The following is a 26,116-nucleotide window of genomic DNA, read 5'->3' on the forward strand; positions in this document are numbered from 1 at the left end:
TCCTTAATTAGAATGTTTAGATACAACCATATCATAATGCCTGAAAGGGCAAACTTCAAACTTTAGAGATGAAATATTGATGGAGAAAAGGTAAAATTAGTAATAAGTTTAAAAGGAGGTTTTATAATGCCATCTGTTGAAAGTTTTGATTTGGACCATAATGCTGTTAAGGCCCCGTATGTTCGTCATTGTGGTGTTCATAAAGTAGGAAGCGATGGAGTTGTTAACAAATTTGATATTCGTTTCTGCCAGCCAAATAAACAGGCCATGAAGCCAGATGCGATTCACACTTTAGAGCATCTGTTGGCGTTTAATATCAGGAAATATTCTGAGGGTTATTCTCACTTTGATATCATTGATATTTCACCCATGGGATGCCAAACTGGATTTTATTTGGTGGTCAGCGGTGAGCCAACTGTTGAAGAAATCATAGATGTGCTTGATAAAACCATGAAAGAAGCTGTTGAGATAACTGATATTCCTGCGGCTAACGAAAAACAATGCGGTCAAGCCAAGCTTCATGACCTTGAAGGTGCAAAAAAGTTGATGAGATTTTGGCTGACACAAAGCAAAGAAGATTTAAAACAAGTATTTGCATAAACAAAGTCGAATCCCCTTTTTATCTGGGGATTCTTTTTTGCGCTTATTCATGTGGTTCAGATGTGCGAACCTCTTCTTTACCACTCAAATGCGGATTTTGATCTAATGGATCAATAGTGTGCTTGTATTCGTATGCTTTTGTTGTGACAAGTGCAGTAACCCCTATTATTAGGACTATAATAATTGCCCCTATTATAAATATTCCTGTCATCCCCATATGCTTTCCCCCAGTCTTTATGACCTCTATTATATCATTGCTGTTACATAGAAATGACCTATATCTTACCATATCGTTTTTCGGGGTCTCTGTGAATTTATTTAAAAAACTAAAAAAACCTCCTATTTTTAGAAGGTTTCGCTATGTAATCCTATCTTAGTGCAAATATTTTGATACAGGCGGCTGTACATCATCATTTGCAAATCGCTTTTTAAGGCTATCAATTATGTATATCCCCATTAAATTATATAGCTCCCGATCTTCCAGTTCATTAATTAATTGCATAACATCCTTACGATCAAGCTGTTCTAAAACGGCTAAAGCCAAAATATCAATATCTTCATCATCGCCAGTTAGTTTATCTCGATACAATTGGTATAGTTCATCAATGAAATTCACTGCTAAGAACTCCTTTCAATTTTTAGATCACGATTCATATAGTAATTATTTACCCCAACCTTTATAAATGTACTCTACTTATATTGAAAATATTATTGATTCCATCCTTCATGACTATATTTGTTATATTTTTAAGAAAGTGTGTTGTAAAAGTAAGCTTCTAATTGATTTATTCCTTATAAATTATATAAGAGCCAGTTTTGCTATAATTGAAAGAAACAATTAAGAGAGAAGTGTAGAGATAGATGGACATATTTAAGGATATCCATGGAAATAATGTCTATTTTCATGATGAACAAGGTCAATTTGAAAAAGAAGCTCGTCATGTATTCGTCATATGCCGCTATAAAGGGAAATGGGTTCTTACCAACCATTCCAAAAGAGGGCTTGAATTTCCCGGAGGCAAGGTGGAAAACAATGAAACCCCTGTTCAGGCTGCCATACGTGAAGTATATGAGGAAACAGGGGGAGAAGCAAAGCAGTTAATTCCAATTGGCGAGTATAAAGTACTCGACCCAGCGGGTTCCTTTGTTAAAGCAGTATTTTATGCCGAGCTTACTGCCCTTACGAAGAAAGAAGATTATCTGGAAACAGAAGGGCCCGTTTTACTGTCAGAACTGCCACATGATTTTCAAACGAGCACCCAATATAGCTTCATTATGAAGGATCAGGTTGTTTTGAAATGTCTGGATAAAATAAGCCGGTTAAAATTTTTATGATAAGCGGTCGCGGATTAACTTAGCTTCAACAAACTCGACCATTTTATACATAATCGTTGCAAATACAGCTATAACGAGTAATGCCATTAAAACAAGGGTGAAATTAAATACCTGGAATCCATAAATGATTAGATAGCCAAGTCCTTGTGAAGAAACAAGAAATTCTCCAACTATGACACCAACCCAGGCTAAACCAACATTAACCTTTAGTGTCGATATAATGACTGGAAAGGAATACGGCAAGACAGCTTCCTTGAAGATGTGCATGCGGCGAGCATTAAACGTTTCCATTACCTTTATATAATTGGGATCGATTTCCTTGAAGCTCGTGTAGACGACTATAGTCGTAACGATAACTGAGATAATGATTCCATTGGTGATAATGGATATTAATCCAGGGCCCATCGCCACAATAATAATGGGTCCAAGGGCTACCTTAGGCATAGCATTGAAGATGACTAAATAGGGATCCAGGACCTTTGAAAGCATTGGAGACCACCACAAGGCAACAGCTAGCAGTGTCCCTAGTAGAGTGCCTAAAATAAAGCTGATGACTGTTTCGAACAAGGTAAGTCCGAGATGGCTGAGCAAACTGCCATCCTGTATTTTTTCAATCAGCATTTCAACGACATTGGAAGGTGAACTGAACAGGAGGGGATCTATCCAGTAAAAATGGCTGGCTATTTCCCAAAGAGCAAAAAATAAAACAAAGATAACACCCTGATACAGCCATACTTTATGCTGGTTGGTTTTTAATTGTTGGATATAGTTCTTGTGAAGGGTATTAATTTTAAGTTTATTATCCGTCAAGCTGCTCCATCTCCTTCCATATAAGCTGGAACACATCTGAAAAGGCTGGATGATTTCTTGCATTAAATGGGGATAGCCCTTTTAACTCGTTTGGAATATCAAATTCTTTGTGAATTTTTCCTGGTTTTGGAGAGAGGAGGAAGACACGATCACTCATGGCTACTGCTTCTCCTATATCGTGAGTAACTAAAATAGCCGTTTTTTTAAACGATTTTAATGTACTTGATACGATATCTTCAAGCTTTAGTTTGGTTTGTAAATCTAAAGCAGAAAAAGGTTCATCTAAGAGGAGCAGAGTAGGGTTAGTGGCCAAAGTTCTAACTAGGGCAACTCGTTGGCGCATTCCTCCTGATAGCTCCCTTGGAAATTTAGTCAATACATCCTTCAGGCCGATTTCTTCTAATAGTGATATGGTTTGTTCTTCGTGCTTTTGGTCGAGCTGCTTTAATAATTTTAATCCTATCAATATATTTTCTTTAATGGTCTTCCAGGGAAATAAATAATCCTGCTGCAGCATATATCCAATATCCTGGCGATGGATGAGGACATCCTTCCCGTATAGCTTAACACTTCCTTCGGTTGGCTTAAAAAGGCCAGATATAATGGATAGAAGGGTTGTTTTACCGCAGCCGCTTGGGCCAAGGAAGGAGATGAATTCTCCCTCCTCAATACTCATTGATATATTCTCTAAAGCAATTGATGTTTGCGATTTAGATAAATAGAGATGAGATACATTCTCTATCGACAATAAAGGCATAATCCCTGCCTCCTTAGCTCCTATTTTGAAACTTCTTCAGCGATTTCTGTATTTACGAGTGTTTTATGATCGATATAGGAATCGATTTCTCCTGCTTCTTTCATGATATCCTGCAGATTTAACCATTCTTCCTCATCAAGAATTGGATTTAAGGCAAAGGACTCCTGTGACTTGTAACGGTCAATGGCCATTTCAATAATCTCTACGTCTGTATCTTCAAAATATGGGAGAATAGCTTTTGCTACTTCAGCGGAATCTGTTTCTTCAACCCATTTTTGTGCTTTATAAATCGCTTTTGTAAAACGTTTAACGATATCTTCATTTTCCTTCATATAGCTTTCCTTTGCCATGAAGGTGGTGTATGGAACATGGCCGGATTCTTTTCCAAAGGAAGCGACAATATGTCCTTTTCCTTCTTTTTCAAAAACACTTGCCTGAGGTTCGAATAGCTGTACATAATCACCTGTTCCTGATGCAAAGGCATTGGCGACATTGGCAAAATCAATATTTTGAATTAATTTCAAATCCTTTTGAGGATCAATGCTGTGTTTTTTCAGTACAAACTCTCCAACCATTTGTGGCATACCGCCTTTCCTCTGTCCGAGAAATGTACTGCCCTTTAGCATGTTCCAGTTAAATTCCTCTATTTTTTCTCTGGATACAAGAAAAGTTCCATCTGTTTGAGTTAATTGGGCAAAATTAATAACAGGATCTCTTGAATTTTGTCCATGAACATAAATAGAAGTTTCTGAGCCAACAAGCACGATATCAGCTCCGCCTGATAGTAGAGCAGTCATTGTCTTATCACCGCCCCATGCAGTCTGCAGGTCTACATCAAGCCCTTCGTCCTTAAAAAATCCTTTGGCCAGGGCGACATATTCAGGTGCATAAAAAATAGAGCGTGTGACTTCTGCTACTTTGACTTTTGTCAATTCTTCAGTCGACTTATTTTCTTTACAGGCCGATAAACTAAAGATGAGCAGAATGGACAGCATACAGAAGAAGCTGGTTTTAAGATAATATTTCAAGGGAATTTCCTCCTTAGTAGGCAGTATGTATGCCAAAGTGTAGTTAATCGTATTGTATGTGTGGTATATATTTGTGTGAATGCCTATAGAACTTTGTAAAGGAGCCCGGATTATGGATGAAGTAAAATCATCGCTAGGTAGTATCGTAGATAGAAGTCGATATCCATCGCCACATCCGGATATAAATCTATATATTGTCACGTATTTATCGAATGGGTTAAGGGTTAAGGGGCTATTAGCTGAGCCAAAAAAAAATGATGAAATAATGGACGGATTTTTATATTTACGCGGAGGCATTAAAAATGTTGGGAAGGTCCGTCCAGGGCGTATCATTCAATTCGCAAGTCAGGGGTTTGTTGTTTTTGCCCCCTTTTATCGTGGCAACCAGGGTGGAGAAGGAGAGGAAGATTTTGCAGGAGAAGATCGTTGGGATGCTATTGCAGGTTTTGAACTTTTAAAGCAACATCCCAAGGTTAATCCAAAAAAGGTCCATATTTTTGGATTTTCTCGAGGCGGGATTATGGCCTTGTGGACAGCTATATACTGCCAGGACGCTGCTTCACTTGTCACGTGGGGGGGAGTTTCCGATATGGTTCTGACCTACATAGAGAGAATTGATTTAAGAAGAATGCTGAAAAGGGTCATTGGAGGTACGCCAAACAAGGTGCCGGATGAATATAAAGCCCGTACACCCTTGTATGAAATTGAAAAAATACCATGTAATGTTCTAATTATTCATGGCGAGAAGGATAAGAACGTTTCGGTTGAACATGCCAATCTATTAAGAAACAGACTGCAGGATCTCGGCAAGAGCGTCGATGTGTGGTACCTTAAGGACTATACACATTATCTACCTCCTAGAATAAATCGGCAAATCGTCACGGATTTAACGAAATGGATGAAAGAAGCCGCTTCAAATGATACCATTGAAATAAATAAATGAAGCAGGGGAGTGAGAGAATTGGGTATGCCAATGGAATTGAATACTCTTATAGTGACAAAGGCTAATGAAAAAAGGGTTGAGGAAAATCTATTCGTCCTAAAAAAAGAAGGATACCGCCTATATCCAATTGAAATTCCGATTGATATCCGAAAAACTCTGGATGGAGAATCGAGAGGAACGGCACGGATAAAAAAAGTGGAATGGGAAAATAACTGCACAACCATTACATATGAGTTGATTTCTTTAAATTCCAGTAACTAAATTGAATAGAAACTAAAGAAAACAAACCTTCATCCAGAATTACATTGGGCGGTGGGTTTGTTTTTAAATTTAGACAAATAAAATAGTGCCTCAGGAAAGCCATTTCTTTTTGGCTTCCTAAGACACCGCTAGTTCTTTAAAAGGTAATTGGTCCACCTTTAGATTCAATTTCAGAACTGATATTTTTAAATTCCTTGAAATTTTCTCTGAATTTATGTGCAAGCTCATTCGCCTTTTCATAATAGGCTTCTGGATCTTTCCACGTTTTCTGCGGCTGTAAAACTTCATCAGGTACTCCAGGTACGTGTAAAGGAATCGCTAAGCCAAATATTCTGTCTTGTACCGTTTCGATATTGGCTAGTTCTCCTTCCAATGCAGCTTGAATCATCAATCGTGTATAAGAAAGCTTCATGCGGCTACCTGTCCCATACTCTCCTCCAGTCCAACCGGTATTAACCAGATATACCTGAACTTGATGTTCCTCAATATTTTTGCCAAGCATCTCAGCATATTTAGTTGGATGCAATGGTAAGAATGGTGAACCGAAGCAGGTAGAAAACGTAGCCTGTGGTGAAGTGATTCCGAGTTCAGTTCCTGCCAATTTACTCGTATAACCGCTTAGAAAATGATACATTGCCTGTTCTTTGGTTAACTTGCTGATTGGAGGCAGAACACCAAAAGCATCAGCAGTTAAAAAGATGATTGTATTGGGATGGCCCGCTATACTAGGTGTGACGATGTTCTGCATGGCTTCGATAGGGTAAGCTGCCCGGGTATTTTCAGTTAACATTCCATTATCATAGTCAGCAATTCTCGTATCTTCATCTACAACCACATTCTCTAGTACAGAACCAAAGCGTATGGCATTAAAAATTTGAGGCTCTTTTTCCTGTGTGAGATTGATGCATTTTGCGTAACAGCCGCCTTCAATATTAAATACACCATCAGGAGACCAGCCATGTTCGTCATCACCTATAAGGCGGCGATTTGGATCGGCTGATAAAGTAGTCTTTCCAGTGCCGGATAGGCCAAAGAAAAGAGCTACATCTCCCTCGAAACCTACATTTGCTGAACAATGCATAGAGAACACATTTTTCTCAGGCAACAGGTAATTCATGATTGAGAAAATGGATTTTTTCATTTCACCTGCATACTCGGTGCCTCCAATTAAGACGACTTTTTTCTCAAAAGAAATGATGATAAACGTCTCAGATTGTGTACCGTCCACGAGAGGGTTTGCTTTAAAACCTGGTGCTGAGATAATAGTAAACTCAGGAGAATGATTTTCAAGCTCTTCTTTAGTGGGGCGGATAAACAGCTGATGTACAAATAAATTGTGCCAGGCATATTCATTGATTACTTGTATAGGAAGGCGGTAGTCTGTTGCAGCCCCAGCAAACCCATTAAATACAAATAATTCATCTCGTTTTTCGAGGTAATCGATAACTTTATCATATAATTTAGAGAATGCGTCTTCAGATATTGCTTGATTGACGCTTCCCCAGGCTATTTTATCTTTAGTGGCAGCTTCCTCTACAATATATTTATCCTTTGGAGATCTGCCGGTATATTTACCTGTTTCGGCTTTAATCGCTCCAGTAGATGTGAGGATGCCCTCTTTTCTGGTTAATACTTTTTCAACTAATTGTGGCACTGAAAGCTGAATGTGAATATTATCATGAGTAAGTAATTGTTTCAATTCATTGGAAACTCCTACACTGTTCATAAGGTATCATCCTTTTCCAGAATTTTGGTAAGCATATTATATGGAAAATAGTATAACACATTTAATCGATTTATCCATACTAATTGTGTTAATTTTCAAAAATATGGTTTAATATAGTATATAAGAATAATTATTATTGTTTTCATTGGTGAAAGAATAGGAATATTAGTCAATATTGATGGATAAATAATAAAGTATATTTATTTGAATATTCGTAAATTAATTATATCAATATCATAATTGAAATGCGAATTTTAAGTTCTGACTGTACTTCTTTTAGAAAAAGGATGAAGCTAAAGTTTTATCTTAACAATATATTCCTGTTTATTTATTGACAGAAAATGATGGATAAGATATTATATACATTTGATATGGATACTCTTATCAAGACTCGGTGGAGAGACGAGCTCTATGAAGCCGGGGCAACCTGCAGTTTGATTCCTTTTAATGGAAATCACGCAAAGGTGCTAACTTGATGCAAGGTTATAATGCCTTGAACGATGAGAGTGAAAGGCAGATTTCTGAGACTCAGACCTTTCCTCTTTTCTTTATAAAGGGGAAGGGTCTTTTTTCGTATAATCAGGAGATAATTAAAGATAATGAGTAGCCATAAACAGGGAAACTGAAGGAGGAAATATACATGTCTAATAAGAGACATTTGTTTACATCAGAATCTGTAACAGAAGGTCATCCGGATAAAATTTGCGATCAGGTTTCTGATGCCATTTTGGATGAAATATTAGCAAAGGATCCAAATGCAAGGGTAGCCTGCGAAACATCTGTTACCACTGGATTAGTTTTAGTAGCGGGAGAAATCACTACTTCTACGTATGTGGATATTCCAAAAATTGTACGTGACACAATCAAAGGGATTGGTTATACACGTGCAAAATATGGTTTCGATGCAGAAACATGCGCTGTCTTAACCTCTATTGATGAACAATCTGCAGATATCGCCCAAGGTGTAGACCAAGCTTTGGAATCAAGAGAAGGCACGATGTCAGATGAAGAGATTGAAGCAATTGGGGCGGGAGATCAGGGTCTAATGTTCGGTTTTGCCTGCAACGAAACAGAAGAATTAATGCCTCTTCCTATTTCTCTTGCTCACCAATTATCTAGAAAGCTGGCTGAGGTTCGTAAACAAGAAGTTCTTCCATACTTGCGCCCTGATGGAAAAACACAAGTCACAGTGGAATATGATGAAAATAAAAATCCGGTAAGAATTGATACCATCGTAATCTCTACTCAGCATGACGCGGAAACAACACTGGATCAAATTAAGAAAGACTTAAAAGAACAAGTAATTAAACCGGTTGTTCCTGCTCACCTTATTGATGAACAAACTAAATATTTTATTAACCCAACGGGCCGTTTTGTTATTGGAGGTCCACAAGGGGATGCAGGCTTGACTGGCCGTAAAATCATTGTTGACACGTATGGTGGATACGCACGTCACGGTGGTGGAGCATTCTCTGGTAAAGATGCTACAAAAGTAGACCGTTCTGCTGCCTATGCAGCCAGATATGTAGCTAAAAATATTGTAGCAGCAGGTCTTGCAGATAAAGCAGAAGTTCAGCTGGCTTACGCGATTGGTGTAGCTCAGCCAGTATCTATATCCATTGATACGTTCGGTACAGGTAAAATTGAAGAGGAAAAATTAATTGAATTAGTACGTGCTAACTTTGATCTGCGCCCTGCAGGAATCATAAAAATGCTTGATTTAAGACGTCCGATTTATAAACAAACAGCAGCTTACGGACATTTTGGACGTAATGATTTAGATCTTCCTTGGGAGAAAACTGATAAAGTAGAAGTACTGCGTACGGAAGCTAACATCTAAGATAAACAGCATAAACATTTCAAGAAAGAGGGATAAACCCTCTTTCTTTTTTTGTCTAAATATGATAATATTAGGAAACTATGAAATCGGGTATAATGGATCGTATTTTGTCGGGACCCTAGCTCATATCTAAAATCTAATTCTTTGATATTTTTAAATGAAAAACAGTCGAAAGTAAAGGTAGTGAGTGAATAATAATGTGTGGATTTGTAGGATGTATGCATGATCACCAACAAGCGAATCAGGATTCAGAACTAATTAAAAGTATGAATGACTTGATTACGCATAGAGGGCCGGATGACGAGGGGTATTATATAGATGAACATATCCAGCTTGGTTTCAGAAGACTAAGCATCATTGATATTGAATGTGGACATCAGCCCTTAACGTATGAAAATGAACGCTATTGGATTGTTTTTAACGGAGAAATATACAACTACTTGGAATTGAAAGTAGTGCTGGAAAAGGAAGGCATGGCGTTTTCTACAAATTCAGATACTGAAGTAATCCTGGCGGCATTTGTTCAATATGGGGAAAAGGCAGTTGAAATGCTTCGTGGGATGTTTGGGTTCGTGATTTGGGATAAACAGGAGAAATCTATTTTTGGTGCCCGTGATCCATTTGGGATTAAACCATTTTTTTATAAGGAAGATGGGGATAAGACCTATTTTGCTTCTGAAAAGAAAAGTATTATACACGCTATAGAAAAACAAGAATTGGATCATGTGTCTCTGCAGCATTATCTTACCTTTCAATTTACTCCAGAACCAGCAACGATGACAAAGTATGTGAAAAAATTATTGCCTGGACATTGCTTTACAAAGAAAATTGGAGAACCTATGGAAATCCGCCAATATTGGAAAGCGGAATTTAAACCTATTCTGCGCAGTGAACCAGATTGGATTAAAGAAATTCAAGATGTGATGTATGACAGTATCAGCATGCATATGCGCAGTGATGTACCCGTTGGTTCATTTCTTTCAGGTGGAATTGATTCTACAATCATCGCATCCATAGCTAAAGAATTTCATCCTGGAATTAAAACATTCTCAGTTGGATTTGAACAGAATGGTTTCAGTGAAATTGATGTAGCTAAAGAAACAGCTGACAAGCTTGGGGTAGAGAATATCAGCTATATTATATCGCCGCAGGAATATATGAGGGAACTGCCGAAAATTATGTGGCATATGGATGACCCGTTGGCAGACCCCGCTTGTGTTCCTTTATATTTCGTGGCAAGGGAAGCGCAAAAGCATGTAACGGTTGTTCTGTCAGGTGAAGGAGCGGATGAATTATTCGGAGGATACAATATTTACCGTGAGCCTCAATCCTTAGCCATGTTTAATAAAATTCCTGTACTTATGAAAAGAGCGCTAAAAAGAATTGCTGCCATGATGCCTGAAGGGGTAAAAGGCAAAAGTTTTATAGAGCGCGGCTGTACGCCGATTGAAGAACGCTATCTTGGAAATGCCAAGATGTTTATGGAGGAAGAGAAGGGGCAATTATTCAAATTATATAAATCAAAGCTGGATTATACTACGATAACACATCCGTTCTACGCAGAAACACCCGAATATGATGATGTGAGCAGAATGCAGTATATTGATATTCATACATGGCTGCGCGGAGATATATTAGTAAAAGCTGATAAGATGACGATGGCACATTCTCTTGAGCTTCGAGTGCCATTCCTTGATAAAAAAGTATTTGAGGTGGCATCCGGAATTCCAACTGATTTAAAAACTGCTCATGGAACGACCAAATATATACTTAGAAAAGCTGCAGAGGGAATCATTCCTGACCATGTATTAAATCGTAAGAAACTTGGTTTTCCAGTCCCTATCCGTCATTGGTTAAAAAATGAAATGTATGAATGGGCGATTACAATAATAAAAGAAAGCCAAACAGATCATTTGCTGGATAAGCAAGTCATTATGAATCTGTTCAATAATCATGTTACAGGTAAAGCGGATAATAGCCGTAAACTATGGACTGTATTGGTATTTATGATATGGTACTCTGTATATGTCGAAGAAAAATATCCTTTCCAGGCATTAGCTGAAAAGGATATGATAAGTGACCCAATCCATTAATCTTTATAGGTTATAGCCTGTTTTCCCATTTGCACCCACGCTTTTTCAAAATCAGCGGAGGGTGCTTTTTTATTTTTAATTCCTGTTAAGGGATCGTTAAAATAAATATAATGCTGATCATATCCCGTTACTACGACAGAATGCTCCTTATAAGTAATCGATATTTTCCCATTTGGTGTTTTCCAAGTATGGAAATAGGATGGATCCAGTTTTTCATAGGCTGTATTTATGATAACCCAGACGGGCCGATTGGTTGAGAGATACTTTTTGATTTGGTTGAAATCTCCATTGGTAAAATCGATTATTTTGCCAGGCATATAATGCTCAGCAAGTTTTTTTATAGGCTTATGATACACTCCGAGGCCAGGTTTATTAGTTGAATACATATCTCCAATAAATCCATCATTAGGATCACCGTAATGGATTTCACCATTTATTTTTTTTATTTTAGCTGGATTTTTTTTTATTTGCTGGGCAAGTTTTAATTTATCAGCATCCAATCCGGAATATTGAAGAAGCATAGCCAGGCTGGTTACTTCACATCCTCTTGGGAGCTCGGGCAGCTGTTTAACGATCGGCACATCAAGAAGTACTTTATCTTTGGCAGGAGGTTTTGCAGGTCGATTATCTTTGGTAATAGAAGTTGTTAAGCTTACTGACTTATCAATCATATTATTAATTTGATGAGCAAAGGAGTAATTTGAGTTATAGACCTTCCAGCCTGTATACAGGAAAGTGCCTATCAAAGAGATAACAATCAAAATAGATAGTGGCTGATATTGACTCCATAGGACCAAAATGATTGAAATGATACTAAATAACATGAAAATCAAAATGAAAGTATTCATAATCCTACTCCTGAAATTGATTTTAAAAAGGTGTATCATTTATAGCTAAATAATAAAGGGAATGGGTATACAATAAAGAGTATACCCTAATGAGGAATGATAATTAGTTATTCTCTTTTAAAGGTTGTATACTTGAATAATAGCGTGCTTTTTCTGCGTATTCCTTATTTATTCTTGCCATGTCTTTACGATCATCATCTGTTAATTCACGAATTACTTTAGCAGGTCTGCCGAAAGCGAGTGTGTTTGGTGGGATTTTTTTACCTTGAGATACTAAACTGCCTGCACCGATGAAGGCACCTTCTCCTATTTCAGCTCCGTCAAGAATAATGGAGCCCATCCCAATCAAAGCATTTTTCTCCACATGGCAACTATGGAGAATGACTTGATGGCCTATCGTTACATTATCTTCCAGTACTAATGGGTTGTTGGGACTTTGATGGAGGACTGAGTTATCTTGAATATTAACATTTTTACCGATAATCACAGGAGCGACATCACCTCTAATGACTGTGTTAAACCAAACACTTGAATTTTCACCGATTGTGACATCACCACTGATAACTACATGATCCGCTAAATAAGCAGTTTGATCGATGGAAGGAATTTTATCTATATATTGATATAATTTCATTACAAAACCTCCGTTTTCTACTGTAAAATAGATAGTTAATAAAAGTGTACATATAAAGCGGTACAGTGTAAATAAAATAAAGCTAAACATCATACAGGAGGAGTTCATCTATGAAAAAGTGGGAAGCTGAGGGGAAAGCCTATGGTGTAATCGTGATTGTTCACGGCGCCATGGAGCATTCAGGCAGATATAAATGGTTAATTGAAAGATGGCTATCAGAAGGGTATCACGTAATTATTGGAGATTTGCCAGGTCAGGGAATGACTTCACGTGCAAATCGAGGGCATATTGATTCATTTGAGGATTATATTGATGAGGTTGATTCATGGGTGAACGAGGCTTATACATTTGGTTTGCCTGTATTCATGCTGGGTCATAGCATGGGAGGACTCATCATCATTAACATGCTTCAACTTAAAGAATATAATTTAGCGGGTATTATCCTATCTTCACCATGCTTTGGAACATTAATTCATCCTCCAAAATTACTTGAATCCATGTCAAAGGTTTTAAATCTTGTTTATCCTACATATAAAAAACCTTCAGGATTAACGGTTGAAATGGCAACGAGAAATCCAGAAGTTATTGAATTTGATTTGAACGATTCACTCTACATCACAAGTGTATCAGTCAGATGGTATCGTGAATTAATTTCAGCTATGAAGGATGCCTTTGATTTTGATGAGGATTTCCCGGATATTCCTGTTCTTGTTATGCAGGCAGGGGACGACAAAATAGTGGACAAGGCTATGGTTAGAGAATGGTTTAACTACTTTCCGGCATCCGAAAAGCATTATAAAGAATGGCCTAAGCTGTATCATGAAATATTTAATGAGCCAGAGAGAGAAGATGTATTTCTATATGCAAAGAGCTTTATTGAAGCGAGATTGCGCAATATAGGGTATATCGTTTAAGGGGTTAGGAGATGGGACACAAATGAAATTACCCACTAGTGATATCAGCTTAGTAAAGAATGTATACAGAAATGTATTTCCAGTTGTTCATCGGGAACTCGCGAGTTGGCAGGCAAAGGCAGAAAAAATCCCTAATGAAGAGCTGCGTACACAGGCCTTATCCAGTATTGCCCACAAAACTTTTCATTGCGAGGGTGGTTCTATATTAGCTCTCGCAGCAGGTGAAAAAAAAGATGATGTCATTCGATTTATTGTTGCGTATCAAACAATCAGTGATTATCTTGATAATCTATGTGACCGCAGTACCTCACTTGATCCTAATGATTTTACGCTATTGCATCAATCTATGAAGGATGCTCTTAATCCGGAGGCCCTGACGAGAAATTATTATGAACTCAGAGAGGAGCAGGAAGATGGCGGGTATTTAGTCGAGTTAGTAAAAACCTGTCAATCTGTTCTTTCAAATATGATGCATTATCAACATATCGAGCCTTTTTTGAAAAAGCTTTGCACCTTTTATTGTGATTTACAAATACATAAGCATGTTACGTGGGAAGAACGGGTACATAGATTAGAAACCTGGTTCAATGAAAATAAACAGCAGCTTCCAGAAGGTTTGTCATGGTATGAATTCAGTGCTTGTGCAGGATCTACTCTGGGCATCTTTTGTTTAGTTTCATATGCAGTGCGTGATAATTTTACTGAACATTTGGGGAAAGACATATATGAATCTTATTTTCCTTATGTGCAAGGATTGCATATTATGTTGGACTATTTTATTGATCAGGAGGAGGATCGCCAAGGCGACGATTTAAATTTCTGTTTTTATTACGAAACGGAAGAGCAACTGATTGATAGACTTTGTTATTTTGTTGAAAAAGCCAATTTAGATGTCACAAAAATACCGGACAGCAAGTTCCACAGCATGATTAACCAGGGATTATTGGGTATTTATCTAGCCGATTCCAAGGTGAAAGACCAGTTGTCGGTTAAGCAATATACTAAAAAAATGTTAAGCCTGGGTGGCCGTTCAGCGTATTTCTTTTATTGGAATAGTAAGCTGTATCATGCGTTTAAGAGAATGAAAAAGAATAGGCGAGTCTAGCATTCAATACTAAGGGGATGGAGCAGAATGGTGAAATTAAGTATTCTAGACCAGTCACCGCGCTCTGTTGGAGAGCCTTCAGAGCAGGCACTTGCTAATACGGTCAAACTGGCAAAATTGGCTGAGGAGTGGGGATACTCAAGATTTTGGGTCAGCGAGCATCATGATAGTCAAGGCTTGGCAGGATCTTCGCCTGAGATATTGGCAACATGGATTGCTGCTCAAACAGATAAAATAAGAGTTGGAACAGGCGGTGTTATGCTGCCTCACTACAGTGCTTATAAAGTAGCTGAAAACTTCAGAGTATTATCTGGTTTAGCTCCAGGAAGAATAGATTTGGGAATCGGCAGGGCTCCTGGAGGGATGCCAAGAGCAACGCGAGCGTTGCAGGAGGGGAGAGTACAGGAACTGCATCGTTTTCCTGACCAGGTAGATGAGTTATCCTGGTATCTCTATGATCAAATACCGGAATTGCATCCTCTATATGGGTTATCGGCGACACCTACCATTACATCTCCGCCGGAATTGTGGATGCTTGGATCTAGTTCATCTAGCGCAGCTCTTGCAGCTCATAAGGGTATACCCTATAATTTTGCTTTGTTTATTAACAGTGAATATGCTGAAGAAAATATGAAGCATTACCATGAAGCATTTCGACCTACAGAGTTAGTACAGAATCCATCAGGTATGGTTACTGTATTTACAGTTTGTGCGGAATCGGACGAAGAGGCAGAATATCTGGCTGGTTCATTGGATTTATCGATGCTGTTTCTTTCACAGGGAATTATAAGAGAGGGAACACCTCACCCAAAAGAAATTCATGAAATGTCATTATCGCAGTTTGAGAAAGCTCGGATTGATTACAACAGAAGCAAGATGATTATCGGTTCTCCTAAAATGATTGGAGAAAAAATTAGAGAGCTGAGTGAACGCTTCTTTACAGATGAAATTATGCTTGTGACAATCACCCATTCATACGAGGCTAAAGAAAACTCCTTCAGATTAATTGCCAAAGAACTGTTGAAATAATAGTGGATTTGCCATTAGTCAATCAATCTATTAGAATAAGAATAAAATCTAATAAATCACTTTAAAGTGCCTCGGTACACGAGGGTAAAAGGGAAAACGGTTCAAATCCGTTGCAGCCCCCGCTACTGTACTTACTAAATCACAAGTCTGATTTAGTAAAAGCCAGGAAACCTGCTTTTAGAGTTTTAGTACTTATTTTTCGGAGGGAAAAGTAGGCTTATTGTATTCACAGGCGTGAAAAAGTGAATCCTTAGCTCAATACCATCCTGAGCTAAGGATTTTTTATGTGTTGTAGCTTATAATCTTGTTTTAAAGTGCATGAATAATCCGAGGTTCGCCGCCAGGAGTAAAGAGGAATTGAAGTATAAGTTATGAATAATAAAAATAGAACAACCGGTATTTATTTTGGGAGTATCCTGTTTTTGCTGCTCGCTGCGTTGCTCGGCCTGTTTATAGGCAGCGTGGACATGTCATTTAAAGATATTCTTGGGATTCTCTTGAAGAACGTGACCGGCCAGGAATCCTTCTATACCGGTCCAAAAAATATAGAAATGATTATTTGGAATATACGATTACCCCGGGTATTAATCGCTTTATTTGTGGGTGCCTCACTGGCACTTGCCGGTGCTGCCTTTCAGGGGCTTTTGCAAAATCCACTCGCTGATCCATATACTATTGGAATTTCTTCCGGTGCATCGGTTGGGGCAGTGATTGTTCTATTCTTTAATATCGAATTTGCTCTTTTTGGTCAGTTCACATTGCCGCTTGTTGCAATCGTGTTTAGTTTTATAACCTTGTTTATTGTATTTGGTATTACAAAGGCAGCTAGTGTTACCTATGCAAATGAGACCATTATTTTAGCCGGTATAATTATGAATTCATTCATTGGCGCTGTGGTCTCACTTATCATTGCGCTATCCTCAGGAGATCAAATGAGGGAAGTATTAAACTGGCTGATGGGCAGTGTGGCTATGAAAAATTGGGGACACGTCAGTATATTGATTCCCTTTTTTATTATAGGAGCTTCCATAATTTTATATCATTATCGTGAACTAAATGGGATGGCTCTTGGAGATCAATCCGCTCAATATAATGGTATCGATGTGAAACGAAAGAAAATAATCATTATTATCGGGGCTGGACTATTAACGGGTGCAGCAGTTGCCGTATCAGGAGCTATTGGCTTTGTTGGACTGGTTATTCCACATCTTGTTCGCCTTCTTGCTGGTGCTGATCATCGCCACTTACTGCCATTATCCATGATTATTGGAGGTGGATATCTCGTATTGGCTGACTTGATTGCACGTACGATTATCAACCCGCAGGAATTACCAATCGGTGTCATTACTGCCTTAATCGGTGCACCTGTATTTACAATCTTACTGATTAAAGAACGCATAAAAAGAAGGAATTTGACATGTTAACCGTAGAGAGCCTCAGTGCAGGCTATCATAAAAATAAGCAAGTGCTTCAGGACTTATCTATTAAGGTTGAGAGCGGAGAATTTTTTGCTCTTCTTGGTCCAAATGGAAGCGGTAAGACGACATTGATTAAAAGTATATTGGGAAAAATGGAATATAAAGAAGGGACTTCAATCATTAATGGGAAAAGGACCTCATCCTATAAAACCGGAGAATTGGCTAAAATTGCAGCCGTGTTAAGTCAGGAACATATGGTGGGTATAGATTTTACGGTGGAAGAAATCGTACTATTAGGCAGGTATCCTTATCAGGAGAAGGGATTTTTTAATCATTACCGTAGTGAGGATTACGCAATTGTTGATGAGTGTCTTGCTCAGACAAACACGCTGAAATTTAAGTATACATACTTTTCGTCATTAAGCGGAGGGGAAAAGCAACGTGTCCTTTTAGCAAAGGCTTTGGCCCAGCAGCCAAAGCTCCTGTTTCTCGATGAACCTACAAATCATCTGGATGTAAAGCATACAATCGAATTGTTAAATTTATTAAAGAGGCTCCAGCTTCAAAATGGGCTGACGATTGTCGCCATCCTCCATGATTTAAACATGGCAGCTTTATATGCAGATAGATGTGCTTTGCTTAAGGATGGAAGGAAGGTGGCGGAGGGTGGAATAGATTTACTTTATGATGAAACATTGCTTTCATCTGTATACGAGGTAGATTTGGTAAGTCGCCCTCATCCTATTACGGGAACACCGCAGATCTTTTTTACCCCTGAGAACTTTAAATGATTATATATAAAAAGTGTGAGCATCCATAAGCTCACACTTTTTTAACGTTTTTCGATAGCGATAATAAATGGCGGATTGTTTTTTTGATTCATAAATCGGTATTCCAGCACATGGGCCGTATCCTGTGGAAGCTCTGTAACGAATTTGATTAATTCGTCACGTTCAATGTCTCCGCCGGGATGACCGTGATAGATGACAAGAACTATGATGCCTTCAGGCTCCATAATTTTGAGTAATGACGTTACAGCCTGAATCGTAGTAGGAGCGGTTGTAATAATTTCTTTATCGCCGCCAGGCAAATAGCCTAAATTAAAGATTGCGCCTGTAACAGATTTGCCAGTTGGGATAAATTCCTGTAAACGCTCATGACCTGCATGAATTAGTGTTACCCGCTCCTGAAGCTCATTTGTCATCAGTCTCTCTTCCGTTTTTTGCAAGGCAGATTCCTGAATGTCGAAGCTGTATACATGTCCATCCGGACCAGTTAAATTTGCTAAAAATACGGTGTCATGCCCATTGCCCATCGTACAATCAATGGCTATATCACCAGGTTTAACTGCTTTTTCAAGCAATAGTCTTGCGAAGGGAAGGATACGATCAAGCTTCATTTATGACAGCATCCTTACTTGGCACATAAAATTTACCTTGATAACTATTGCGACGCTTTAATTCAGCATCGATAGCATTTAATACTTCCCATTTATTAACGCTCCACATTGGTCCAACCATCAAATCAATCGGACCGTCACCGGTAATACGATGGACAATCATTTCAGGCGGAAGGATCTCCAACTGATCACAGACAAGATTGACATATTCATCTAACGAAAGGAATTCCAGCATTCCTTTTTCGTATTGTTTTACCATTGGAGTGCCCTTTAAGAGATGCAATAGGTGAATTTTAATTCCCTGTACATCCAGTTTAGCAACTTCTTTAGCTGTCTCCATCATCATTTCTGGAGTTTCAAGCGGCAATCCATTAATAATATGGCTGCAAATGCGTATACCGTGTTTCCGAAGTTTGTTTACTCCCTCTACATAGGTTGGATAATCATGTGCACGGTTTATGATATTAGCTGTTTTCTCGTGAACAGTTTGCAGACCAAGCTCAACCCACAGGTAAGTACGTTCATTTAATTCAGCTAAATATTCTACAACATCATCAGGCAGACAGTCTGGACGAGTGGCAATGGATAATCCGACTACACCTTCCTCGTTCATGACGGTTTCGAATTTTTCCCGTAACACCTCGACTGGTGCATGGGTATTTGTATAAGCCTGGAAATAGGCCATATACTTGCCGTCCTTCCATTTTTGGTGCATTTTTGCTTTTATATCGGCAAATTGTTTTTGCAGATCTTCAGCACGATTGCCGGCAAAATCACCGGATCCAGCGGCACTGCAAAATGTACAGCCACCAAAAGCTACCGTGCCATCACGATTTGGACAATCAAATCCACCATCAAGAGCTACTTTAAATACCTTGTGACCAAATTGATTGCGGAGATGATAATTCCATGTATGATAACGTTTGTCGTCACTAGCATATTGAAAAGGGTTAACCTGTTTCATTACAAAAACCCCCTGTTTAGATTTCAAGAACATAAACTCCATTTTACCATGCTGATGTATACTTTCCAATTGACTATTATTAGCAGCTATTTAAAAATCATTAATCTTTTCAATTTCAAAGGGGCATAATGGATAATGGATGAGCTTTTGTAAACCAATCCAATGAAAAAAGGAGAGGGTATCTTTGGCTACACGAAAATCCATGGGTGAGTGTATGGAGCGATGTACTAATGCAATTGAATTCGCAGAAGAGCAATATAAGGAGTCTGCAAAACAGGAGCATTACAATGAAGCAGGATATACTGAGGCATTGGTCAGATTGGAAAATTCATTTAATGAGTTAGAAGCAATGGATCATAGTGCAAATGATCAACAGCGTGATATGTTGAACCGTATGAAAATACAGGTTCAGGATATTCAGCATGCAATGGTTGTTCGCAGACGCTAAGGGGTATTCACTATGCGGAGACGTTTTAACATAACAATCCTGAACAAAAGACTCGAATGGCATTAATAATCAAGATATCGAGGCCGGTGAAGATTAAGATATTATAAAGAGGGCTAAAAAGATGAACGAAGCATCTGGAGGCTAACAAACTAAAGCAACAGTTCATCCAAAGCAATGCAAATAAACCAGCAGGCACAGTTTATATGGCTGTGCTTGTTGGTTTATTTGTATAGAGAGGTGAGTGATGGTGAAATGCGGCGGAATCCAGCCAAACGGGTGTGTATTCCAGCCGATTGACAAGGAAATAAAGCCGAATCTGCTCATAATCCAGCCGGATGAAGGATTAATTCAGCCCGATGAGTGATAGATCAGTAAAATGAGAGGAATCCGGCCGAATCAGTGTGTAATCCAGCCAATTGACAAGGAAATAGAGCCGAATCTGCCCATAATCAAGCCCCCAGTTCCCCCCGCCAATCACACATAAATTTTTATCAAACCTGTATAATCGATGCTATATTTGTCAATGATTGAAAAAACAGTCTAAATTGACTTGAACTTTTTAGCGGATTTACATACAATGAATGTATATATTTTTTGAATCATATGAATAACTTTGAGAGGGATTAGTAGTAATTGTTGTTCTTTTTAGAGAGTTGACGGTCGCTGCAAGTCAACAGGACACATTATGAACTCACCCTGGAGTTGCAAGCCTGAACTAAGAGTAAGGTTTGCCGTACATCTGCGTTAAAGAGTCGAGCCGGATGCATATTTACTGCATCAATCAGGGTGGTACCGCGGGAAGTTAATAACAAGCCTCTCGTCCCTACTTATTAGGGATGAGTGGCTTTTTTTATTGTTAAGCACAGCAATTTTGAACCATGTAGGAGGAATTAGGATGAGTTTCAATCATGTAGAGATTGAAAAGAAATGGCAATCTTATTGGGAAGAACACAAAACATTCAAAACGACTGATCATGTAGGGAAGCGTAAATTTTACGCTTTGGATATGTTTCCTTATCCATCAGGAGCCGGCCTTCATGTAGGGCATCCTGAAGGATATACAGCAACAGATATTCTATCTCGCATGAAACGTATGCAGGGATATAATGTCCTTCATCCAATTGGCTGGGATGCATTTGGATTGCCTGCCGAGCAATATGCTCTTGATACAGGAAATGATCCGGAAGAGTTTACAGCTAAAAATATCGGTACATTCACACGTCAGATTAAATCACTTGGGTTCTCCTATGACTGGGACAGGGAAATCAATACAACCGACCCAGAGTACTATAAATGGACGCAGTGGATTTTCTTAAAGCTATATGAAAAAGGACTTGCCTATATGGCTGAAATACCGGTTAACTGGTGTCCGGCACTCGGAACAGTTTTGGCTAACGAAGAAGTTATTGATGGGAAAAGTGAGCGGGGCGGACATCCGGTTATCCGTAAGCCTATGCGCCAATGGATTTTGAAAATTACGGCTTATGCAGATCGTTTGATTGAGGATTTGGATGAATTGGATTGGCCTGAAAGCATTAAGGATATGCAGCGTAACTGGATCGGACGCTCTGAGGGAGCATCTGTAACTTTTAAGATTAAAGGTACGAACGAATCCTACACGGTATTCACGACACGTCCTGACACCTTGTTCGGGGCAACATATTCTGTCCTGTCACCAGAGCATCCGCTTGTGGATAAAATTACAACAGCAGAGCAAAAAGAAGCAGTTGAAGCGTATAAAAAGGAAATTCAATCTAAGAGCGATCTTGAGAGAACAGAGCTTTCTAAAGAGAAAACAGGTGTATTCACAGGAGCATATGCAATCAACCCGGCAAATGGGGAAGAGATTCCGATCTGGATTGCTGATTATGTATTGATGAGCTATGGTACAGGTGCAATTATGGCAGTTCCGGCTCATGATGAACGTGACTATGAATTCGCTAAGAAATTTGATTTGCCAATCCGTGAGGTTGTAGCGGGCGGAAATATTGAAAAAGAAGCTTATGCAGGAGAAGGAGAACATGTAAACTCTGAATTCTTGAATGGCTTGAATAAAGAAGAAGCAATTGGCAAAATGATCGAATGGCTTGAAGAACAAGGAATTGGTGAGAAGAAAGTAACCTATCGCTTGCGTGACTGGAACTTCTCTCGTCAGCGTTACTGGGGAGAGCCTATCCCAATTATTCATTGGGAAGATGGTACTATGTCAGCTGTACCTGAATCTGAGCTCCCGCTTATGCTTCCGAAAACAACCGAAATTAAACCATCAGGTACAGGTGAATCTCCTCTTGCCAACATTGAAGAGTGGGTAAATGTAGTAGATGAGAACGGCCGTAAAGGAAGACGCGAGACAAACACAATGCCTCAATGGGCGGGCAGCTGCTGGTACTTCCTGCGCTATATCGATCCGAAAAATCCAAACGCGATTGCTGATCCTGAAAAGCTTAAGCATTGGATGCCAGTAGATACGTATATTGGCGGAGCAGAACATGCTGTACTTCACTTGCTTTATGCAAGATTCTGGTACAAATTCTTGTATGATATTGGTGTTGTTCCTACAAAGGAACCTTTCCAAAAGCTATTTAACCAAGGAATGATACTTGGAGAAAATAACGAAAAAATGAGTAAATCCAAAGGAAATGTAGTAAATCCGGATGATATCGTAGAAAGCCATGGTGCGGATACACTTCGTCTCTATGAAATGTTCATGGGACCGCTTGATGCATCCATTGCTTGGTCTGCAAACGGACTTGATGGTTCCAGACGTTTCCTTGACCGTGTTTGGAGATTGTTTATTACCGATGACGGTACAGTAAATGATAAGATCACTGAATCCAATGATACTCACCTTGAGAAAATCTATCATCAAACGGTTAAAAAGGTAACAGAAGATTTGGAAGCACTTCACTTTAATACAGCTATTTCTCAAATGATGGTGTTTATTAATGAAGCGTATAAAGCGGAAATCCTTCCAATTCAATATATGGAAGGATTCGTGAAGCTCTTGTCACCTATTTGCCCTCATATCAGTGAAGAACTTTGGAGCAGACTGGGCAACAATGAAACACTTGCCTATACTTCATGGCCTGCATATGATGAGTCCAAATTGGTTGATGATGAAATTGAAATTGTTATTCAAATAAACGGTAAAATGAGAGCAAAACTTCAGGTACCAGCCGGCATTACGAAAGAAGAAATGGAAAAAATCGTAATGGAGAACGGAAAGGTCCAAGAGCAAATTGACGGTAAAACAATCCGTAAGGTTATTGCTGTTCCAGGAAAATTAGTAAATATCGTTGCAAACTAACAAGTGTGGCCGTCTTACGTTTAATAAAACGTAAGACGGCTTTTTTATAAAGGGGGAAAATGGAGATGGAAGAAATAAAAATTATCCAACCGGAAGAGCTGCAGATCAGAATTGAAAATGGAGAGGAATTATCCATCATTGATGTACGGGAGGATTATGAAGTTATAAATGGCATGGTACCAGGTGCTATTCATATGAGAATGGGAGAAATACCCGATCGGCTTGATGAGCTTGATAAAGAAAAGGAGTATATTCTAATCTGTCATGCAGGAGTAAGAAGTGAAAATGTGGCTTATTTTCTGCAGGAGAAGGGATATAAGACAGCCTCAATGGAGGGCGGTATGATGCATTGGCAAGGGGAAATGGTATTCTGAATAGTATAAAAATATAAAAGTCTGGCAAAGATATATAAAAACAGGAGGAGTCTTTGCCGTGATCCAAGTAAAAATGTTTGATTATGAACATGAAAAAGACCTGGAAAAAGGGATGAATCATTTTCTCGGAAAAATAGATGAGGACAGCATTGTAGATATAAAATATAATATAGCAGCTTTCGGTGAAGAGGATGAGGAAGACCAAATCTATTGTTTTAGCGCAATGGTTATCTATAAAAAATGAGTAGTTATCATTTTTGGTAAAATTAATTCTTGGTTCATATTTACCCGTAGGAACAAGTCTATTCCCAGATGAAGCGGAACATCTAAGAAATAATCCATAGGTTGATGAATTTAATTTTTGCTAACTCAATCGTTACAGCTAAAATTACAATTGAATATAGTAAAAATAAGTGGAGAAAACAAACTTGTTTCTCCACTTATTTTTAGGTTTGAACTTATTAGGTTACGGGTTTTTTGAAAAGCTTATACATGAGCTTGAAAACCATGTAGCCAAAGAAACCTCCGATTGTATTTAATAGAATATCATCTACATCAAATCCACCGACATGGAAGGTAAGCTGCATCGTCTCCACAAATAAAGAAAACAAGAAGGACAGAAATGTGATAATCAGTAAATTTCTCAGCTTTTTAAAGGCGATTGGCAGAAAAAATCCAAATGGCATAAAAGCGATAATATTACCGAATAGATTCGAAAACCATATTTTAAATTTGAAGTAATCAGCAAACGTAATATACATATTGATTGTTTTAAAGGGAACAAGATTATAAGATTCTATCCTGTCTTCTTGTCTGTAGTATCCAAAAAACAAAAGATAGGAAAGGATGGCTAAATAGATGAAAAACAACATGTAAATAAGCGGCGAAAACAGCTTATTGTTTTTTATCGTTTGGGCTATATCCTGCACTTATACCATCCTTTCTTATGCCAGGAAATTATTCTTTGCTGCAGCATTTAATCCTGCTAAACGGCCGGTTACCAAAGCTGAAGTGATATTATAGCCGCCCGTATATCCGTGAATGTCCAAAATTTCTCCGCAGAAATATAAGCCATTCATGAATTTACTGGCCATTGTTTTTGGTTCAACTTCTTTAACCGATACTCCTCCGCCAGTCACAAATGCTTTCTCTAAAGAAAGTGTTCCATTAACACGGACAGGGAATTTTTTAATATCTTTGCTTAAAGAACGCCATTTCTCATGGGCGATGACTGCCCCCTGGGAAGAAGGGTCAATCTGGTTACGCTCCAGTAAAAATAATAAATATCTTTCAGGCACTAAACCTTTTAAGCTGTTTTTGACAGCTTTTTTGTCATCCGATTTAATAATTTTAATAATCTGTTGGAATACCTGTTCTTCATTTAAATCAGGGAGCGCGTCAATTTGGACAACGACCTCTTTAAGATTCCATTTTTTGAGGGCCTTTACAACAAATTGGCTGCATCGCAGGACACCTGGACCTGATAGACCAAAATGTGTGAAAATCATATCCATACGATGGGTAATTAATGGTTTTCCTTTAGGATTCATTACGCTGATTGCGACATCGCGAAGTGAAAGACCCTGTAATGTTTTCTGTTTGATAAAATTTTCAGCTGACGTGAGCGGAACCTCAGTTGGGAATAGCTCTGTAACAGTATGTCCAGCTTTTTCCGCCCAAGCATAGCCATCACCGGTTGACCCGGTGTGAGGAACGGATTTACCGCCAACAGCAATGACAACGGAGTCAGCTTCGATCGTTTCGCCTGTTTGTGTCCGAACGCCAATTACTTTCCCTGAATCATACAAAACATCAGCTATAGGTGAGTTTGTGCGTATATCGGTACCCAATTGCTTCAAACGATTCATCATTGCATCCACAACGGATTGAGCTTTGTCATTAACTGGAAACATTCTTCCGTGATCTTCCTCTTTTAATTCAACTCCCAGTTTCTTAAAGAAAGAAATAATTCCCTCATTATCAAATTCAGAGAATGCACCGTACAGGAACTTGCCATTACCGGGAATATGCTTGATAATCTCATCAATCGGCAGACGGTTTGTGACATTGCATCGGCCTCCGCCTGAAATGGCCAGCTTTCGGCCAAGCTTGGATCCTTTATCTATTAATAAGGTGGAAGCGCCGTTTTCTGCAGCTGCTATGGCAGCCATTAAACCGGAGGGGCCTCCGCCTATAATTATTACATCGTATTTCATTATTCCATCTCTTTTCTAAAACATGCTAATATGTTCTATTATAAGTGATTTTATGAATAAGGCAAAA

27 protein-coding genes, 2 riboswitches and 1 other annotated feature are annotated in these 26,116 nt (G+C 38.6%); of the genes, 15 read left to right on the forward strand and 12 right to left on the reverse strand.

All coding sequences use genetic code 11. The annotated features are described in order from the left end of the window. Nucleotides 1-126: 126 nt before the first annotated feature. A complete protein-coding gene (locus tag FHY45_RS18860) occupies nucleotides 127-600 on the forward strand; it encodes an S-ribosylhomocysteine lyase (protein WP_066109199.1) in 474 nt (157 codons plus the stop codon). A 43-nt stretch (nucleotides 601-643) separates the two neighbouring features. On the opposite strand, the gene ytzI is transcribed toward FHY45_RS18860, so the two are convergent. Continuing rightward, nucleotides 644-817, reverse strand: coding sequence for a YtzI protein (ytzI, locus tag FHY45_RS18865; protein WP_139063879.1), 174 nt, complete (start codon nucleotides 815-817; stop codon nucleotides 644-646). A gap of 156 nt (nucleotides 818-973) precedes the next feature. Continuing rightward, on the reverse strand, nucleotides 974-1,216 hold the full coding sequence (locus tag FHY45_RS18870) for a DUF6154 family protein (protein WP_066109196.1): 243 nt from the start codon (nucleotides 1,214-1,216) through the stop codon (nucleotides 974-976). 245 nt (nucleotides 1,217-1,461) lie between these two features. On the opposite strand from FHY45_RS18870, the gene ytkD reads away from it, so the two are divergent. Beyond that, the gene (gene ytkD, locus FHY45_RS18875) at nucleotides 1,462-1,935 is read left to right on the forward strand and encodes an RNA deprotection pyrophosphohydrolase (RefSeq protein WP_066109192.1); all 474 of its coding nucleotides are present in this window, start codon (nucleotides 1,462-1,464) and stop codon (nucleotides 1,933-1,935) included. Here ytkD and FHY45_RS18880 read toward each other — a convergent pair. The 3 genes from FHY45_RS18880 to FHY45_RS18890 are packed head-to-tail and all read right to left on the reverse strand — an operon-like array spanning nucleotide 1,930 to nucleotide 4,530. Next, nucleotides 1,930-2,745 (reverse strand): ABC transporter permease, encoded by an 816-nt coding sequence (locus FHY45_RS18880; protein ID WP_066109189.1) that lies wholly within the window; start codon nucleotides 2,743-2,745, stop codon nucleotides 1,930-1,932. The genes ytkD and FHY45_RS18880 overlap by 6 nt on opposite strands. Then, nucleotides 2,735-3,502: an ABC transporter ATP-binding protein gene (locus tag FHY45_RS18885; RefSeq protein WP_066109186.1), complete on the reverse strand. Its 768-nt coding sequence runs from the start codon at nucleotides 3,500-3,502 to the stop codon at nucleotides 2,735-2,737. Before FHY45_RS18885 ends, FHY45_RS18880 begins: the two co-directional genes overlap by 11 nt. Before the next feature lie 20 nt (nucleotides 3,503-3,522). After that, nucleotides 3,523-4,530: an ABC transporter substrate-binding protein gene (locus FHY45_RS18890; protein WP_373925505.1), complete on the reverse strand. Its 1,008-nt coding sequence runs from the start codon at nucleotides 4,528-4,530 to the stop codon at nucleotides 3,523-3,525. Between the two features lie 112 nt (nucleotides 4,531-4,642). Here FHY45_RS18890 and FHY45_RS18895 point away from each other — a divergent pair, with 112 nt between their 5' ends. Next, entirely contained in the window at nucleotides 4,643-5,473 is an 831-nt protein-coding gene (locus FHY45_RS18895) for an alpha/beta hydrolase family protein (RefSeq protein WP_066109183.1), read from the forward strand. 18 nt (nucleotides 5,474-5,491) lie between these two features. After that, nucleotides 5,492-5,734 carry a DUF2584 domain-containing protein gene (locus FHY45_RS18900; RefSeq protein ID WP_066109181.1) on the forward strand — a complete coding sequence of 81 codons (243 nt, stop codon included), beginning with the start codon at nucleotides 5,492-5,494 and terminating at the stop codon, nucleotides 5,732-5,734. 136 nt (nucleotides 5,735-5,870) lie between these two features. On the opposite strand, the gene pckA is transcribed toward FHY45_RS18900, so the two are convergent. After that, a complete protein-coding gene (pckA, locus tag FHY45_RS18905) occupies nucleotides 5,871-7,460 on the reverse strand; it encodes a phosphoenolpyruvate carboxykinase (ATP) (RefSeq protein ID WP_139892774.1) in 1,590 nt (529 codons plus the stop codon). Nucleotides 7,461-7,838: 378 nt separating this feature from the next. After that, nucleotides 7,839-7,967, forward strand: a riboswitch (SAM riboswitch). Nucleotides 7,968-8,100: 133 nt separating this feature from the next. On the opposite strand from pckA, the gene metK reads away from it, so the two are divergent. Together metK and asnB are read left to right on the forward strand one after the other, a co-directional pair. Then, nucleotides 8,101-9,300, forward strand: a complete 1,200-nt coding sequence (metK, locus tag FHY45_RS18910; RefSeq protein WP_139892775.1) for a methionine adenosyltransferase — start codon at nucleotides 8,101-8,103, stop codon at nucleotides 9,298-9,300. A gap of 197 nt (nucleotides 9,301-9,497) precedes the next feature. After that, complete coding sequence (asnB, locus tag FHY45_RS18915) at nucleotides 9,498-11,393, forward strand: asparagine synthase (glutamine-hydrolyzing) (protein WP_139892776.1); 1,896 nt, start codon at nucleotides 9,498-9,500, stop codon at nucleotides 11,391-11,393. Here the strand turns inward: asnB and FHY45_RS18920 are convergent. Both FHY45_RS18920 and FHY45_RS18925 read right to left on the reverse strand, forming a co-directional pair. Beyond that, nucleotides 11,390-12,241 carry a C39 family peptidase gene (locus FHY45_RS18920; protein WP_180350021.1) on the reverse strand — a complete coding sequence of 284 codons (852 nt, stop codon included), beginning with the start codon at nucleotides 12,239-12,241 and terminating at the stop codon, nucleotides 11,390-11,392. The genes asnB and FHY45_RS18920 overlap by 4 nt on opposite strands. A 103-nt stretch (nucleotides 12,242-12,344) precedes the next feature. After that, a complete protein-coding gene (locus FHY45_RS18925) occupies nucleotides 12,345-12,875 on the reverse strand; it encodes a gamma carbonic anhydrase (RefSeq protein WP_139892777.1) in 531 nt (176 codons plus the stop codon). Between the two features lie 110 nt (nucleotides 12,876-12,985). Here FHY45_RS18925 and FHY45_RS18930 point away from each other — a divergent pair, with 110 nt between their 5' ends. From FHY45_RS18930 to FHY45_RS18950, 5 genes are all read left to right on the forward strand, one after another. Further along, a complete protein-coding gene (locus FHY45_RS18930) occupies nucleotides 12,986-13,789 on the forward strand; it encodes an alpha/beta hydrolase (RefSeq protein ID WP_066109165.1) in 804 nt (267 codons plus the stop codon). Between the two features lie 22 nt (nucleotides 13,790-13,811). Continuing rightward, a complete protein-coding gene (locus FHY45_RS18935; RefSeq protein ID WP_139892778.1) occupies nucleotides 13,812-14,894 on the forward strand; it encodes a tetraprenyl-beta-curcumene synthase family protein in 1,083 nt (360 codons plus the stop codon). Between the two features lie 27 nt (nucleotides 14,895-14,921). Continuing rightward, complete coding sequence (locus tag FHY45_RS18940) at nucleotides 14,922-15,923, forward strand: LLM class flavin-dependent oxidoreductase (protein WP_066109159.1); 1,002 nt, start codon at nucleotides 14,922-14,924, stop codon at nucleotides 15,921-15,923. 47 nt (nucleotides 15,924-15,970) lie between these two features. Beyond that, a riboswitch (cobalamin riboswitch) is annotated at nucleotides 15,971-16,116 on the forward strand. A gap of 178 nt (nucleotides 16,117-16,294) precedes the next feature. Next, nucleotides 16,295-17,347: a FecCD family ABC transporter permease gene (locus FHY45_RS18945; RefSeq protein ID WP_066109155.1), complete on the forward strand. Its 1,053-nt coding sequence runs from the start codon at nucleotides 16,295-16,297 to the stop codon at nucleotides 17,345-17,347. Further along, the gene (locus tag FHY45_RS18950) at nucleotides 17,341-18,132 is read left to right on the forward strand and encodes an ABC transporter ATP-binding protein (protein WP_139892779.1); all 792 of its coding nucleotides are present in this window, start codon (nucleotides 17,341-17,343) and stop codon (nucleotides 18,130-18,132) included. Before FHY45_RS18945 ends, FHY45_RS18950 begins: the two co-directional genes overlap by 7 nt. A 41-nt stretch (nucleotides 18,133-18,173) precedes the next feature. On the opposite strand, the gene mnmM is transcribed toward FHY45_RS18950, so the two are convergent. Together mnmM and mnmL are read right to left on the reverse strand one after the other, a co-directional pair. Then, a complete protein-coding gene (gene mnmM / locus FHY45_RS18955; RefSeq protein ID WP_066109149.1) occupies nucleotides 18,174-18,740 on the reverse strand; it encodes a tRNA 5-(aminomethyl)-2-thiouridylate-methyltransferase MnmM in 567 nt (188 codons plus the stop codon). Continuing rightward, a complete protein-coding gene (gene mnmL / locus FHY45_RS18960; protein WP_066109146.1) occupies nucleotides 18,730-19,704 on the reverse strand; it encodes a tRNA modification radical SAM protein MnmL/YtqA in 975 nt (324 codons plus the stop codon). The genes mnmM and mnmL overlap by 11 nt, the downstream gene beginning before the upstream one ends. A 184-nt stretch (nucleotides 19,705-19,888) precedes the next feature. Between mnmL and FHY45_RS18965 the strand changes: the two genes are divergently transcribed. From FHY45_RS18965 to FHY45_RS18980, 4 genes are all read left to right on the forward strand, one after another. Continuing rightward, nucleotides 19,889-20,152, forward strand: a complete 264-nt coding sequence (locus FHY45_RS18965; RefSeq protein WP_066109143.1) for a YtzC family protein — start codon at nucleotides 19,889-19,891, stop codon at nucleotides 20,150-20,152. A gap of 604 nt (nucleotides 20,153-20,756) precedes the next feature. After that, nucleotides 20,757-20,980, forward strand: a binding site (T-box leader). 67 nt (nucleotides 20,981-21,047) lie between these two features. Continuing rightward, nucleotides 21,048-23,459: a leucine--tRNA ligase gene (leuS, locus tag FHY45_RS18970; RefSeq protein WP_066109137.1), complete on the forward strand. Its 2,412-nt coding sequence runs from the start codon at nucleotides 21,048-21,050 to the stop codon at nucleotides 23,457-23,459. Between the two features lie 65 nt (nucleotides 23,460-23,524). Beyond that, entirely contained in the window at nucleotides 23,525-23,833 is a 309-nt protein-coding gene (locus FHY45_RS18975) for a rhodanese-like domain-containing protein (protein WP_066109134.1), read from the forward strand. 58 nt (nucleotides 23,834-23,891) lie between these two features. Beyond that, nucleotides 23,892-24,077 carry a sporulation protein Cse60 gene (locus FHY45_RS18980; RefSeq protein WP_066109131.1) on the forward strand — a complete coding sequence of 62 codons (186 nt, stop codon included), beginning with the start codon at nucleotides 23,892-23,894 and terminating at the stop codon, nucleotides 24,075-24,077. A gap of 217 nt (nucleotides 24,078-24,294) precedes the next feature. Here FHY45_RS18980 and FHY45_RS18985 read toward each other — a convergent pair whose 3' ends face one another. Both FHY45_RS18985 and FHY45_RS18990 read right to left on the reverse strand, forming a co-directional pair. Then, complete coding sequence (locus tag FHY45_RS18985) at nucleotides 24,295-24,762, reverse strand: VanZ family protein (protein WP_225983619.1); 468 nt, start codon at nucleotides 24,760-24,762, stop codon at nucleotides 24,295-24,297. Between the two features lie 15 nt (nucleotides 24,763-24,777). Next, entirely contained in the window at nucleotides 24,778-26,049 is a 1,272-nt protein-coding gene (locus tag FHY45_RS18990; protein ID WP_139892780.1) for a BaiN/RdsA family NAD(P)/FAD-dependent oxidoreductase, read from the reverse strand. Nucleotides 26,050-26,116 lie beyond the last annotated feature (67 nt).

The organism is Bacillus sp. D386, assembly GCF_006346415.1.

What these genes read in the sequence shown, in the direction of transcription:
- FHY45_RS18860 (WP_066109199.1), top strand. Translation starts at nt 127, where the DNA reads ATGCCATCTGTTGAAAGTTTTGATTTGGACCATAATGCTGTTAAGGCC.
- ytzI (WP_139063879.1), bottom strand. Translation starts at nt 817, where the DNA reads ATGGGGATGACAGGAATATTTATAATAGGGGCAATTATTATAGTCCTA.
- ytkD (WP_066109192.1), top strand. Translation starts at nt 1,462, where the DNA reads ATGGACATATTTAAGGATATCCATGGAAATAATGTCTATTTTCATGAT.
- FHY45_RS18885 (WP_066109186.1), bottom strand. Translation starts at nt 3,502, where the DNA reads ATGCCTTTATTGTCGATAGAGAATGTATCTCATCTCTATTTATCTAAA.
- FHY45_RS18895 (WP_066109183.1), top strand. Translation starts at nt 4,643, where the DNA reads ATGGATGAAGTAAAATCATCGCTAGGTAGTATCGTAGATAGAAGTCGA.
- pckA (WP_139892774.1), bottom strand. Translation starts at nt 7,460, where the DNA reads ATGAACAGTGTAGGAGTTTCCAATGAATTGAAACAATTACTTACTCAT.
- metK (WP_139892775.1), top strand. Translation starts at nt 8,101, where the DNA reads ATGTCTAATAAGAGACATTTGTTTACATCAGAATCTGTAACAGAAGGT.
- asnB (WP_139892776.1), top strand. Translation starts at nt 9,498, where the DNA reads ATGTGTGGATTTGTAGGATGTATGCATGATCACCAACAAGCGAATCAG.
- FHY45_RS18920 (WP_180350021.1), bottom strand. Translation starts at nt 12,241, where the DNA reads ATGAATACTTTCATTTTGATTTTCATGTTATTTAGTATCATTTCAATC.
- FHY45_RS18925 (WP_139892777.1), bottom strand. Translation starts at nt 12,875, where the DNA reads ATGAAATTATATCAATATATAGATAAAATTCCTTCCATCGATCAAACT.
- FHY45_RS18930 (WP_066109165.1), top strand. Translation starts at nt 12,986, where the DNA reads ATGAAAAAGTGGGAAGCTGAGGGGAAAGCCTATGGTGTAATCGTGATT.
- FHY45_RS18935 (WP_139892778.1), top strand. Translation starts at nt 13,812, where the DNA reads ATGAAATTACCCACTAGTGATATCAGCTTAGTAAAGAATGTATACAGA.
- FHY45_RS18940 (WP_066109159.1), top strand. Translation starts at nt 14,922, where the DNA reads ATGGTGAAATTAAGTATTCTAGACCAGTCACCGCGCTCTGTTGGAGAG.
- FHY45_RS18945 (WP_066109155.1), top strand. Translation starts at nt 16,295, where the DNA reads ATGAATAATAAAAATAGAACAACCGGTATTTATTTTGGGAGTATCCTG.
- FHY45_RS18950 (WP_139892779.1), top strand. Translation starts at nt 17,341, where the DNA reads ATGTTAACCGTAGAGAGCCTCAGTGCAGGCTATCATAAAAATAAGCAA.
- mnmM (WP_066109149.1), bottom strand. Translation starts at nt 18,740, where the DNA reads ATGAAGCTTGATCGTATCCTTCCCTTCGCAAGACTATTGCTTGAAAAA.
- mnmL (WP_066109146.1), bottom strand. Translation starts at nt 19,704, where the DNA reads ATGAAACAGGTTAACCCTTTTCAATATGCTAGTGACGACAAACGTTAT.
- leuS (WP_066109137.1), top strand. Translation starts at nt 21,048, where the DNA reads ATGAGTTTCAATCATGTAGAGATTGAAAAGAAATGGCAATCTTATTGG.
- FHY45_RS18975 (WP_066109134.1), top strand. Translation starts at nt 23,525, where the DNA reads ATGGAAGAAATAAAAATTATCCAACCGGAAGAGCTGCAGATCAGAATT.
- FHY45_RS18990 (WP_139892780.1), bottom strand. Translation starts at nt 26,049, where the DNA reads ATGAAATACGATGTAATAATTATAGGCGGAGGCCCCTCCGGTTTAATG.